At 41.9% G+C, this 12,169-nt stretch carries 11 protein-coding genes and 2 pseudogenes; 6 read left to right on the plus strand and 7 right to left on the minus strand.

What is annotated here, in order from left to right:
- Positions 1 to 19 precede the first annotated feature (19 nt).
- Both ABD128_RS03690 and ABD128_RS03695 read left to right on the plus strand, forming a co-directional pair.
- Positions 20 to 2,893: a ribonucleoside-diphosphate reductase subunit alpha gene (locus ABD128_RS03690; protein WP_343986715.1), complete on the plus strand. Its 2,874-nt coding sequence runs from the start codon at positions 20 to 22 to the stop codon at positions 2,891 to 2,893.
- Positions 2,894 to 2,972: 79 nt separating this feature from the next.
- Positions 2,973 to 4,217 (plus strand): ribonucleotide-diphosphate reductase subunit beta, encoded by a 1,245-nt coding sequence (locus ABD128_RS03695; protein ID WP_343986718.1) that lies wholly within the window; start codon positions 2,973 to 2,975, stop codon positions 4,215 to 4,217.
- 111 nt (positions 4,218 to 4,328) lie between these two features.
- Here ABD128_RS03695 and ABD128_RS03700 read toward each other — a convergent pair whose 3' ends face one another.
- Positions 4,329 to 5,033, minus strand: coding sequence for a hypothetical protein (locus ABD128_RS03700; RefSeq protein WP_343986720.1), 705 nt, complete (start codon positions 5,031 to 5,033; stop codon positions 4,329 to 4,331).
- A 226-nt stretch (positions 5,034 to 5,259) separates the two neighbouring features.
- A pseudogene (locus ABD128_RS03705) lies at positions 5,260 to 5,568 on the minus strand (transposase); the annotation flags it as partial.
- Positions 5,569 to 5,697: 129 nt separating this feature from the next.
- Here ABD128_RS03705 and ABD128_RS03710 point away from each other — a divergent pair.
- Positions 5,698 to 6,003: pseudogene (locus ABD128_RS03710) on the plus strand (M24 family metallopeptidase); the annotation flags it as partial.
- Here ABD128_RS03710 and ABD128_RS03715 read toward each other — a convergent pair.
- Positions 5,987 to 6,427 carry a hypothetical protein gene (locus tag ABD128_RS03715; protein ID WP_343986723.1) on the minus strand — a complete coding sequence of 147 codons (441 nt, stop codon included), beginning with the start codon at positions 6,425 to 6,427 and terminating at the stop codon, positions 5,987 to 5,989. The pseudogene ABD128_RS03710 and the gene ABD128_RS03715 sit on opposite strands and share 17 nt — an antisense overlap.
- Positions 6,424 to 6,987: an RNA polymerase sigma factor gene (locus ABD128_RS03720; RefSeq protein ID WP_343986726.1), complete on the minus strand. Its 564-nt coding sequence runs from the start codon at positions 6,985 to 6,987 to the stop codon at positions 6,424 to 6,426. Before ABD128_RS03720 ends, ABD128_RS03715 begins: the two co-directional genes overlap by 4 nt.
- A gap of 125 nt (positions 6,988 to 7,112) precedes the next feature.
- On the opposite strand from ABD128_RS03720, the gene ABD128_RS03725 reads away from it, so the two are divergent.
- Together ABD128_RS03725 and ABD128_RS03730 are read left to right on the plus strand one after the other, a co-directional pair.
- Complete coding sequence (locus tag ABD128_RS03725) at positions 7,113 to 7,451, plus strand: DUF6249 domain-containing protein (RefSeq protein ID WP_343986729.1); 339 nt, start codon at positions 7,113 to 7,115, stop codon at positions 7,449 to 7,451.
- Between the two features lie 22 nt (positions 7,452 to 7,473).
- Entirely contained in the window at positions 7,474 to 8,937 is a 1,464-nt protein-coding gene (locus ABD128_RS03730; RefSeq protein WP_343986731.1) for a serine hydrolase domain-containing protein, read from the plus strand.
- A 32-nt stretch (positions 8,938 to 8,969) separates the two neighbouring features.
- Here ABD128_RS03730 and ABD128_RS03735 read toward each other — a convergent pair whose 3' ends face one another.
- The 3 genes from ABD128_RS03735 to ABD128_RS03745 all read right to left on the minus strand — a co-directional run bounded on the left by ABD128_RS03735 (position 8,970) and on the right by ABD128_RS03745 (position 11,490).
- Entirely contained in the window at positions 8,970 to 9,287 is a 318-nt protein-coding gene (locus tag ABD128_RS03735) for a hypothetical protein (RefSeq protein WP_343986734.1), read from the minus strand.
- 305 nt (positions 9,288 to 9,592) lie between these two features.
- The gene (locus ABD128_RS03740; protein ID WP_343986737.1) at positions 9,593 to 10,141 is read right to left on the minus strand and encodes a GDYXXLXY domain-containing protein; all 549 of its coding nucleotides are present in this window, start codon (positions 10,139 to 10,141) and stop codon (positions 9,593 to 9,595) included.
- 2 nt (positions 10,142 to 10,143) lie between these two features.
- Positions 10,144 to 11,490: a DUF2157 domain-containing protein gene (locus tag ABD128_RS03745; RefSeq protein ID WP_343986740.1), complete on the minus strand. Its 1,347-nt coding sequence runs from the start codon at positions 11,488 to 11,490 to the stop codon at positions 10,144 to 10,146.
- A gap of 185 nt (positions 11,491 to 11,675) precedes the next feature.
- Here ABD128_RS03745 and ABD128_RS03750 point away from each other — a divergent pair, with 185 nt between their 5' ends.
- Positions 11,676 to 12,101 (plus strand): ion channel, encoded by a 426-nt coding sequence (locus tag ABD128_RS03750; protein ID WP_343986743.1) that lies wholly within the window; start codon positions 11,676 to 11,678, stop codon positions 12,099 to 12,101.
- Positions 12,102 to 12,169: the final 68 nt, after the last annotated feature.

The following is a 12,169-nucleotide window of genomic DNA, read 5'->3' on the forward strand; positions in this document are numbered from 1 at the left end:
AGAGGTCTGTGGAGGCAAGATGGAAACCGAAGTCAGCAAAGCACAACAGTCAGCTGCATCAACCCAAACTCAACATTCGGACGCAAGCCCAGAAATCCAAGCGAATAAGCCTGGAGAACTTCGTGTGATTCGTCGTAACGGTAAAGTAACACCGTATGACGATAGCAAAATCGAAGTGGCAATGACGAAAGCGTTCTTAGCCGTAGAGGGTGGCAATGCAGCAGCGTCTTCACGCGTACACGAAACAGTCCGCCAACTGACTAAGCACATTACTGAAGCATTTGAGCGTCGTATGCCTGGTGGTGGCACCATTCATATCGAAGACATTCAAGATCAAGTTGAGCTTGCTTTAATGCGTAATAGTGAGCAAAAAGTTGCTCGCGCCTATGTTTTATACCGTAACGAGCGCGCTAAAGAGCGTGCTGCTCGCGACAACGACAAGCTTGATGCTTTAGTTGGCGACAATGCTGTTACTGTGACCGGTACAGATGGCAAACAAAAGCCATTAGACGTTCAACGTTTACACACTGTTGTGGTTGAAGCTTGTAAAAACCTTGACGACGTTGATGCTGATCAGATCATCAAAGATACCATGCGTAACTTATATGATGGCGTGGCTTTAAGCGACGTTTATCAAGCACTGGTTATGACAGCTCGCACCATGATCGAAGTTGAACCAAACTACTCATACGTAACAGCGCGTTTATTGCTCGACAATATCCGTACTGAAGCTTTGCGTGAGTTGAATGTGACTAAGCGTGCGACGCAAAGCGAAATGACAGCTATCTACCCGCAAGCCTTTAAAGCATACTTAGAGCTTGGCGTAGAGCATGAACTATTAAGCCCTGAGCTACTGTCTTTCGACCTTGAAAAATTAGGCAACGCAATCCAAGCGGATCGCGACTTATTGTTCACATACCTAGGTATTCAAACCCTATACGATCGCTACTTTATCCACAAAGACGAAGTTCGTATCGAGTTACCACAGGTATTCTGGATGCGTGTTTCTATGGGTCTTGCGATTAATGAAGAGAACCGTGAAGAGCGCGCGATTGAGTTCTATAACATTCTTTCGACGTTCCACTACATGAGCTCAACGCCAACCCTATTTAACTCAGGCACACTACGTCCTCAGCTTTCTAGCTGCTACTTAACCAACGTTCCGGATGACCTTGAAGGCATTTATGGCGCTATTAAAGATAACGCCCTACTGTCTAAGTTCGCGGGTGGTTTAGGTAACGACTGGACGCCAGTTCGTGGTCTTGGCGCTTACATCAAAGGCACTAACGGTAAGTCGCAAGGTGTTGTTCCATTCCTAAAAGTAGCGAACGATACAGCTGTTGCGGTAAACCAAGGTGGTAAACGTAAAGGTGCTGTGTGTGCTTACTTAGAAACGTGGCACATCGATATCGAAGAATTCCTAGAGTTGCGTAAAAACACTGGTGATGATCGTCGCCGTACGCACGATATGAACTCTGCTAACTGGGTACCGGATTTATTCTTGAAGCGCGTCAGCACTGACGGCGAATGGACATTGTTCAGCCCGGACGAAGTACCTGATTTGCACGACCTATACGGCAAAGCGTTCGAAGAGCGTTACGAATACTACGAAGAAATGGCGAAGTACGGCAAAATCAAAACAGCCAAAACCATGCAAGCCAAAGACTTGTGGCGCAAAATGCTATCGATGTTGTTCGAAACAGGTCACCCATGGATTACCTTCAAGGATCCATGTAACTTGCGCTCGCCACAGCAGCACGCAGGCGTTGTACACAGCTCAAACCTATGTACAGAGATCACGCTGAACACCAAAGCTGGCGAAGAAATTGCTGTCTGTAACCTTGGTTCGGTTAACCTGCCTAAGCACATGGTAGATGGCAAGTTAGACACCGAACAGCTTGAGAAAACAGTTACTACCGCTGTTCGTATGTTGGATAACGTGATTGATATTAACTTCTACCCAGTAGAAACCGCGCGTAAATCTAACATGCGTCACCGTCCAGTCGGTCTAGGCATGATGGGCTTCCAAGATGCCTTATACGTACAGAACATCGCTTACTCGTCTGAAGACGCTGTAACTTTCGCCGATAACGCGATGGAAGCGATTTCTTACTACGCGATTAAAGCATCGACTGACCTTGCTGAAGAACGTGGTTCATACGAAACCTTCGCGGGCTCTCTATGGTCACAAGGCATCTTGCCTCTCGACTCGATTCAAAAGCTTATCGAAGAGCGTGGTGAAGAGTTCATCGAAGTAGATACTAGCAGCACGATGGACTGGGACTCGCTTCGTGAGCGCGTACAGAAAGTGGGTATGCGTAACTCTAACGTTATGGCAATCGCTCCGACTGCAACGATTTCGAACATCACGGGTGTTTCGCAATCTATCGAGCCGACGTACCAAAACCTATACGTGAAATCGAACCTTTCGGGCGAATTCACAGTCGTAAACCCATACATGGTTCACGAGCTTAAAAAGCGCGGCTTGTGGGACAACGTGATGGTTAACGACCTGAAATACTACGAAGGTAGCTTGCAGGCCATCGACCGTATTCCACAAGAACTGAAAGACTTGTTTGCTAACGCCTTTGAAATTGAACCAAAGTGGTTAGTCGAGTCAGCGAGCCGTCGCCAGAAATGGATTGACCAAGCTCAATCATTGAACCTTTACATGAGCGAACCATCGGGCAAGAAACTTGATATGGTTTACCGCATGGCATGGTTCCGTGGTCTTAAAACCACTTACTACTTGCGCTCAATGGGCGCGACAAGCACAGAAAAATCGACCATCAGTGATGGCAAGCTAAACGCAGTATCATCAGCAGCCCCAGTCGGCTCCACTGCTCCAAAAGCTTGCGCCATCGATGAGCCAGATTGCGAAGCTTGTCAGTAACACTATCGGGGAGCCTATCGCTCCCCTTTTTTAGACGTTTAACGAATTAGCAACACAAAGAAATAAATGAGGTAGAAATATGTTCAACTGGGACGACTACGAAAAAGAAGAAAAAGCGGAGCAGAAAACACCGCCACAGCAGCAGCCAAAAGCCGAGCCAGCGCAACAGCCTGAGCCTGTAGCCACAGCAAAGCCAGCGACTAAAGAGTATGTTGAGCCGGAAGCTATGGATAACGTTGCCAAAGCTCAAGCCTCGCTTGAAAACCTTGACGTAGCCCCTGGTTTGGAAGAACTTGAGATGGGCGCTGAGCGTATCGAAGTTGACGACAAGAAAATGATCAACTGTCGTGCTGACTTGAATCAGCTTGTGCCATTTAAGTACGACTGGGCATGGCAAAAATATCTTGATGGTTGTTCAAACCACTGGATGCCACAAGAGATCAACATGACTAAAGACGTTGCAACTTGGAAAGACCCGAACGGTCTAACTGACGACGAACGTAAAATCGTCATGCGCTCGTTAGGTTACTTCTCTACTGCTGACTCATTAGTTGCTAACAACCTAGTGCTCGCTATTTATCGCTTAATCACAAACCCAGAGTGTCGTCAGTACATCTTACGCCAAGCGTTTGAAGAAGCGATCCACACACACGCTTATCAGTACTGTATCGAATCTCTAGGCATGGACGAAGGCGAAGTCTTCAACATGTACCGCGAAGTTCCAAGCATCGCTAAAAAAGCTGCCTGGAGTATTAAGCATACTCAAGGTATCTCGAATCCAGCGTTTACAACTGGTACGCCTGAAGCGGATCAAGAGCTTCTGAGAAACCTTATCGGCTTCTACTGTGTTACCGAAGGTATTTTCTTCTACTGTGGCTTCACTCAGATTCTATCAATGGGTCGTCGTAACAAGATGACTGGTGTTGCTGAGCAGTTCCAATACATTTTGCGTGACGAATCGATGCACCTAAACTTCGGTGTTGACGTGATTAACCAAATCAAGTTGGAAAACCCACACCTTTGGACTGAAGAGTTCCAAAAAGAAGTGACGCAGATGATTCTAGAAGGCACTCAGCTAGAAATCGAATACGCTCGTGACACTATGCCACGCGGTGTATTAGGCATGAACGCCAACATGATGGAAGAATACTTGCAGTTCATCTGTAACCGTCGTTTAGCCCAGCTAGGTCTTCCTGCACAGTTCAAAAACGTTTCAAACCCATTCCCATGGATGAGCGAAATTATGGACTTGAAGAAAGAGAAAAACTTCTTTGAAACTCGAGTAATCGAATATCAAACAGGTGGCGCCCTATCTTGGGACTAACCTGATTCTTTTGGGGGAACTGAGAGGCTCCTATACGCCTCTCAAACAAAAGCCTGACAAGAAATTGTCGGGCTTTTTTTAAAAATAACATACTAGCTTCTTTTCCGATGGCTACTTATAACCGCAGAATCTCAAAAGACAATCATTTAGACCTTCTCTGAATACTTCCTGTCTTTCTAAAAACTTTACCTCTAACTCTTGTCGGCTAGAGTAATACACAATCCCTGTTCCCCCATATACCAATCTATTTCCAGAGAACTGCTTTGAGTTCACAACTAGTTCTATAAACTGCTTTAACCTTACTGGCGGGGCGTTGAAAATAATTTCATCATCATTAACAAATTCAACAATAATTTCCTCTGAATCCAAACCGGACTCGGCAAGAAATGGATCTTTCTCAATATCTTTTTCCATTTTACCTTCAATGTATACTTCTAAGTATATATTGAACCTATTATCACTCATTACCTTATCATATTGTTTATTCAAATAATATAAAACAACAGACACCTCTAGTGCTTTAGTTATTGCAAGCGTAGTATGATCTTCACTTAACTTACGATACTTTTTTATCTCGTTAGCAATAGCTGACTTTAACCGAGGATTTACGCTTCTAATGGTAACAGATTCTAACATTCCCTTATGAGCATCAATAACCTCTGGAAGTAATTGTTTAAACTTGGTCTTTACATTTGCACTTTTCATCCAACTGTAAACAAATGGGGAAAGCAGAATTAGTACAATTATCAAAATTCCTACAGGTGTTAGTTGTTGCTTTGATGTGGCTAAAACTGCCAAAATCGTGAACGGTATCATTTCTTTCTCCTACTCCAGTTCATTTACATACTCCTTATCCAAAACCTCTTTATTTGTTTCCCACCCAGGCATCACCTGCTCCATAAGCTTGTAGGGAATTAATGGGGTCAGAGTACATTTTTAACTTTCTTGGGTCTACTAGCATCTCTTACCACTAACTTACTTGCCGTCAATGCTTCCACCTGCACTACAAAATGGATTAATTTACTCTGACCCCATTAATAGTAAAACGCCCCTCCCATAAAGTTCCTGTTCGTTGATAGGTATGATTGAAGTATCTCACGTAGCGACGCCCTACCGATTGCATCATTGTTGATACTGCACCAGCCACCTTAGGAGTGACTAGCAAGTGAACATGGTTCGTCATGAAAACCCAAGCATGAATATCCACATCAAACTTCTTTGATGCTTTGTATAAATAATGAGCGTAAAGTGAAAAGTCTTCTTCCGAAACGAAACACACCTGCCGGTTATTGCCTCGCTGAATGATGTGCTGGGTACATCCTGATAAATCTAATCGTGGCTTCCTTGCCATAAGAATAATCTTGGTTATGGGTTTAGCTGTATTATATAGCCCGAGTTTTTAATGAGTATCAGAACTTAACCATCATTGTTGTGCGCTATGGATTAAGGTTAAAAAATGTACTCTGACCCCATTAATTAGGATGTTGATGAAGCGGCTCGTTCATACTTAACCGAGCAAGGATATGGCCCTGATTATAATTTACCGGGATTGCCTCACCGAACTGGACATGGTATTGGTTTAGAAATTCATGAAATGCCGTACTTGGTTCGCGGGGATAAAACGCCTCTAGCTCCGGGGATGTGCTTTAGTAACGAGCCAATGTTAGTTATTCCAAAAACCCTTGGCGTTCGTTTAGAAGATCATTTTTATATGACTGATACAGGGCCTAAATGGTTTACAGAGCCTAGCCACAGCTTAGACAATCCTTTTAATTATTCTGAATAGTATTGTGCCGAAAGCTTGTCAGTAATCTATTAATTCCCGTGGCTGTTATCGCAATAGCAGCTACGGTGGCCGCTATGAAAAACCATGGTGCGACTTCAGTAATATTAGTAAGAAGTATCGACTTTTTTGCCGCAGTAATAAACGTTGTTATTACCATTACAGCGAGCAAAATGATTATTAACCAGCTACTGAAGGCCTTTATTTTCTGAGTTTTTTGTCGCCTTTTCATTTTATGAGTAACCATTTTCATAAAGAACTCTGGAGGCTGGTGACTCTCTGCCTCAGCTTCATTCAGTAAATGATAAAGTTGATAATAGGCCTCTGTATTTTTATTAAGGGGCCCAAGTTTTTGTTGGTCTGACTTGTAATCAATAAATGCAGCTTCTTGAGCCTGCCATAGTTTTTGATCAAATTCGTTCGTCATAAAATCTTCCTGCTGCTTTCAAGCGCCGACTTAAGTCTTTCACGCGCTCTAGATAAATGACTTTTAACTGTCCCCTGCGGCATATTGCAAATTTCTGCAATTTCAACAGTTGTCATATCATTAAAGTGGTATAGGCTAATAATGGTTCTTTGCTCAGGTGGCAGATGAGCCAGAGCCTCAGCCAGTGCTTCCTTTATAGCTAGTTGTTGAACCCGCTCAAATTGACCACCTAGTTCGTCAGCTTCCTTTCTACTAGTCTCCTGCTCAACAGAGTGTCCTTCAACAATTGGTAATGCCCGCCCCTGCTTTTGCAAAAACCTGAGTCCAAAATTATAGGCAACTCGGCCTATCCAAGTAGCAAGTGAGCTATCTCCTTTGAACTGTTCAAGTTTATAATATACCTGTAAAAATACCTCCTGACTGAGCTCAAGCGTATCATCCTGATTTTGAACAAGTCTTGAGATAACTTGCCAGACAAGCTTTTGATAGGACTGTACTAGTTCATCAAAGCTGCCAGGAGCATTACTCAACACTCTTTTCACAAGAGCTAAGTCATTCATACTATTATAGATACCTAAACTAAGCCCTCGGTTGCACTTTTATTAATAAAAATAATGCAACCAAAGATAGAAACTATGTATCTATTGTAATAGACATCCATTGAAATACCTTGTTAGAGGCGTTTATGTTCGACATTATTGCCATACTTATACCAATCATCTTAGCAATATGTATTGTTCTGGTCATTCGCATCATTAACGATACCAGTTTAAGAAAACGTCTTGCAGAAACTCAGACTGAAAAGTCCATCGTGGAGAAAATACTTGATACACAATCTGAACAGCGATCTCGCTCACTAATAAGTTGGGGTGTATCAATCTTATCCATTGGTATATCGGTTACGATAGTCGGTCTATTGGACTTAAACGCTAACGATCCCTTAGCTTACGGTATTATTTTTATTGCTTGTGGTTTATCACTGTTAGTTGCTTACATTCTCACAAAGCAAAAAACTAACACCTAACTTTAATTTTAAGGAAACTGATATGTTTAACTTTAAACATAAGATTACACTTGCCTGTATATTAAGCTTATTGACCTGTGTACTGTTTGCATCCGAACCAGTAGATACTACTAATTCAGACAATAAAAACACCCCAGAACCTGTAAAAAAAGCAGTGCAACAGTGGTCAACAGTAGCTTCAATAAACGGTGTGGCCATTGCATATATAAACGACTCACGTATAGAGTGGATTTATTCTCACGGTATGGCGAACTCAAAACAGAAGGTTAACTCAGACACTTTATTCAATATCGCTTCTTTGACCAAGCCAATGTTTAGCATGATGAGCTTACAACTTGTAGAAAACGATGCATTGGAGCTTGATGAACAGCTATATAAATTTTGGATTGATCCAGATGTTAAAGTCGACCAACGACATAAAAAGCTTACTGCCCGATTAGCCCTTAGCCACCAATCTGGATTTGCGAATTGGCGAGGAGATAACCCTTTATCATTCACATTCCACCCTGGTCAGCGTCACCAATACTCTGGCGAAGGTTTCGTATACTTGAATAAAGCTATCGAAAATAAACTCGACACAACCATGCCACAGCTCATGGAGAAATATATCACGTCACCGCTAGGCATGAATGACACTTACTTTGGGTGGAAAGAAAACCACCATGATCGAATCGTAGAAAGATACAACGAACAGGGGAAACCTCTAGAACAAAAAGAATTTTATAAAAGTAGTTATTCAGCAGCCTGCTGTACCTTATCTACAATCACTGACTATGCAACGTTCATTAAATGGGTCTCTGAAGGCGCAGACCTTTCAAATGAGTTGCTAACACAGCTACAGAGCCCACAAGCACAACATCCCGAGCCCATAGAGTATTTTGGTTTAGGCTGGAGACTAGTTAAACTTCCTTCCACAACTTACTTAGTACATGACGGCCGAGAGCCTGGCGTTAGAACTCTAACAATAGTGTCACCAAAAACAGGTGAAGGGTTGGTCATATTAACTAACAGTTCCAATGGAGAACTGCTTTACAGGCCAGCAATTCAATCTACATTGAAAGAGCCTCAAGATTACTTATATCAAGCAGACAAAGATACATGGCTATACTTAACTTCACAACCTGCAGAAATGCAGCCTAGAATGCTTAGTTTTATCGCTCAATCACCCTCATTTACCTCTAAAGCATTGTATGCTGCCAACGATGCTGTGTTCTCGAATTCAAATCTACGAAAAAATCATGAATCTTTATCGGAACTGAGGACGCAAGCTGAAAGTGCAATTGATTTCTTTGTATTAGAATTGCTCAAAAATAACAACTCCCAAAACAGCGAGAAACTACGCCAAAAATTTATTGCAGTCATGCAGTACTTGTCGGCTGATGAAAACAAACTGTTGCTCTCGAAGGAATTAAATAAAAGTATCACAGTCGATGAGTGGGTTTTACAGTTAACTAGATCGTTAGATGTGAACGTTAAAAGAAATTGATTTTGGCAATTTTGAGCAGATAAATATTTAATCTAACTCCTCATTGCAAAGTGTGTAAAAACCAATGCTCTATATGGCTCTCTACCCTTAGAGATATGAAGCTCAAACACTTTTATAACTTGAGGTCTGTTCTTAGGTAAATAAGCTAAGCAATCTTTGCGTGATAGAAAAAAAGGATTCCGAATGATTTGATAACGATTGAGGTGATAATTAAAAAGTCTAACAGCGCTGTTTTGTTGTTCCGAGTGTGGCAGCTTGATAGTGACATTTACTTCGGTGCCTGCAGCGAAATTTGGAGCTGAGAAAAAAGCAGTGGAAAGCACAAAGCCTAGAATAACTTTTTTATTCATAAGTGGCCCCACGCAATCGTCTGATAGCGATACCTATGGCCCATCAACTGGTGGAATAAAGCTAGATCCTGTAACTTGAATGAATATCTTGGTGCTTTAGGTTTACTAATAAAGGTTTTGCCCACGCTGTGTGAGGAAGGTAAGACTGAATATGTCCTTGAAACTGCTTTTCCACTCTTCGGGAGAGTCATCTTCATATGAAATTAGACTATCTAATGGGATACATAACTTCAAGTAATATAGCGAGTGTTTAACCCGTTAAATGTAACAAACTATAACGACCGCAGATTTACCCCTGATACACTTTATTTAGGCTGTCGAATATAATCCATGATCGTCATTCCTTCGACATACAGTTCTTTTAAGGTAGCCTTTCCATCTAACACACTTATTTCTGCATAAACGTTTTCTTCTTGCTGGCGTCTACGTACAGTTCTTTCAATTATAGGCGCTGCATCTTCAGGTGCGTAGTAGCGATTAAATGGAAGATTAACGTAGTAGCCGAGTTCTACATTGCCCCAGCTAACCTTAAGCTTTATATAGTCCTGATTAGAGTTGGGCTCTTCCGCTTCTAGCTTAGTAAATGTCGCGTAGCCTGATTCATCAGTTGCCAGAAGAGCATAAGCCCATTCACCACGCTGTAATATTTCATCAGAAGGAATTGGCTCTGCATTAATGTTATAGGTCAAAGTTACGTAGCGTCCACGAAAGGGATCATAAGGATCAATCGGCTGAGTTTCGAATTTATATACCGTGCCTTCAGATAAAATCTGATTTTGTTCATAGATCATATAGCCCGGTACAGCCAGTTGAACAACGCATAATACAAGCAATAAAAGTTTTATGTTCTTCATGCTTACCCCTCCACACTTTCTGCTTGTTGTTTTTTCTTAAACCAAACATTGGTTGCTATAAAGGCACAACCTATGATGATGAAGATAACGCCTTTGTACATAAACGGTATGTCGCTATCGAAAAATCTAAATAGCACCAGTAAGCTGAACCAGATTAATCCACCATTGAGTAACATTAGCTGCCCTCTATTTACCCCTTGTAGCATCAGCAGAACTGAGCCTATAAGAATATAAAGGTTAGAAGTGATAACGAAGACGCTTTCGTTAAACCTAAAGAAGTAGCCGATGAGGCCAAAGAAGACAAAAACTAAACTCGTTAAGGCAACCCAGTTTGAAGTTGAAAATTCTTTGTAGCGCCTAACTATAAAGAGTGAGGTCAAAATCAAGGAGGCTATAAAGAATCCAATAATGGCATATTCATTAAATTTCATGGCATTTTCAACTTGCCATAGATCGTAAGGCAAGGTTCGGCCATACCAAGTGAACATTAAGCTCACAATACCAATAAGGAGTATCCCGAAACTGCTTGGCGCGTTACCCCAGAAGCTATCGTGATCTAATCCAAACAACCAATAGCCCAAGGCATAAAATGCACAACCCATTGCTATAGTTATATATATCGCCCAGTTATCCAGTGGTGACGCATAGTAGCTACTGCCGTAAATGATAGAGATAGTCAGGCTAATCAGCGCCACCCACAAGCACCAGTGCAAGAGCATACGACTTTGCTGCTGATAAAGATGATAAAAGTGTGGGATGAGGACGATATAAAATAACCAATAAGGTTCTCGTTCGAGGCAACACAGCCATAAAATAAGGCCGCAGATAAGCATTAACGTCGTGCCAGACCGTAAGAGATATACGATGGGTAGGGTTAAAAGCAACCAGACCACTAAAAAGCGCTCTAAATCACCATAGATATGATAGGTTTGACTAATCAGAGCAATGCTAGAAGCTACCGCAAAAAAGAGTAATACCGCGCCAGACTCTCTTAATGCTGTTGACTTAGGTTTAAAATGAACGCCATACCAACACAAACTCTGTGCCATAACTAAGGGTAAAAAAGATAAGAAGGTGCGCGTGGTTTTTCCAAAGTGCTCCCAGTTGTGTGCTAATAGGAGAATTATTCCACCACCGATCAGCAACGAACCTAATGACACCAGAAGTATATTACTCCAGCTAGAAGTCCTGCTATGGTCAGGGGGAACACAGGCTTTTTGATAACGGTTTAATAATGTCTCGCGTGCATTTGACTCAATTAAGCCTTCCTCTAACCAAGAGCTAGATTCGCGTTCAAACCATTTCAACTGCTCCGTCGAAACCTTTCCTTGCTTTAAACTCTCGCTCATCGATACCCCCTTGTTTTTATTCACTATACACCAACATCAGCAGGCTGCCTATTATTGGCGCTAGGCTCTATTTATTGCTAAACCTCTTATAATAACTAGCATTCCTTTGAACAAATAACGATAAGCTAATCGGTTTGGATTATTTCGTGGTATAACATTACCAACAATAAGGAATTGGAATTTGTATGATAGTTATCTTTTCCACATCGCTTTTAATTATTTCGCTTTGCGTCATGCTGCATTTCGAAGCATTACGCAAAATTGCGAAAATATCTGATTGGCTAAAGATTCGGGGACGTTACCGCGTGACGGTTGTTGTTTTGGTAGGGATCCTTTCCCACACCCTACACGTCTGGCTCTTTGGTCTTGGTTACTACTTTATTGTTAACCTTAATCATGACAACCAAATAGTAAGCCTAGATGGGCCCGTTTCCAGTTTCTTAGACTGTGTTTACTTTTCATTCGCAAATTACACCAGCTTAGGTTACGGCGACTTAGTACCCGAAGGGCCTATGCGCTTTATGGCAGGTACGGAAGCGTTAGTTGGGCTGGTGTTTATTGCATGGACGGCTTCGTTTCTTTACTTGAAAATGGAGCAATATTGGAAATGATATACGAAAAAGCCCAGCAAATGCTGGGCTATTTTTAGATACTTTGCTACTGTCTAACAGAAGCAGTA

The organism is Kangiella japonica (genome assembly GCF_039523535.1).
GTDB lineage: Bacteria > Pseudomonadota > Gammaproteobacteria > Enterobacterales > Kangiellaceae > Kangiella > Kangiella japonica.

Excerpts from the sequence above, each read along its gene's own strand:
- ABD128_RS03690 (WP_343986715.1), top strand. The coding sequence starts at position 20 with ATGGAAACCGAAGTCAGCAAAGCACAACAGTCAGCTGCATCAACCCAA.
- ABD128_RS03695 (WP_343986718.1), top strand. The coding sequence starts at position 2,973 with ATGTTCAACTGGGACGACTACGAAAAAGAAGAAAAAGCGGAGCAGAAA.
- ABD128_RS03700 (WP_343986720.1), bottom strand. The coding sequence starts at position 5,033 with ATGATACCGTTCACGATTTTGGCAGTTTTAGCCACATCAAAGCAACAA.
- ABD128_RS03715 (WP_343986723.1), bottom strand. The coding sequence starts at position 6,427 with ATGACGAACGAATTTGATCAAAAACTATGGCAGGCTCAAGAAGCTGCA.
- ABD128_RS03720 (WP_343986726.1), bottom strand. The coding sequence starts at position 6,987 with ATGAATGACTTAGCTCTTGTGAAAAGAGTGTTGAGTAATGCTCCTGGC.
- ABD128_RS03725 (WP_343986729.1), top strand. The coding sequence starts at position 7,113 with ATGTTCGACATTATTGCCATACTTATACCAATCATCTTAGCAATATGT.
- ABD128_RS03730 (WP_343986731.1), top strand. The coding sequence starts at position 7,474 with ATGTTTAACTTTAAACATAAGATTACACTTGCCTGTATATTAAGCTTA.
- ABD128_RS03735 (WP_343986734.1), bottom strand. The coding sequence starts at position 9,287 with ATGAATAAAAAAGTTATTCTAGGCTTTGTGCTTTCCACTGCTTTTTTC.
- ABD128_RS03740 (WP_343986737.1), bottom strand. The coding sequence starts at position 10,141 with ATGAAGAACATAAAACTTTTATTGCTTGTATTATGCGTTGTTCAACTG.
- ABD128_RS03745 (WP_343986740.1), bottom strand. The coding sequence starts at position 11,490 with ATGAGCGAGAGTTTAAAGCAAGGAAAGGTTTCGACGGAGCAGTTGAAA.
- ABD128_RS03750 (WP_343986743.1), top strand. The coding sequence starts at position 11,676 with ATGATAGTTATCTTTTCCACATCGCTTTTAATTATTTCGCTTTGCGTC.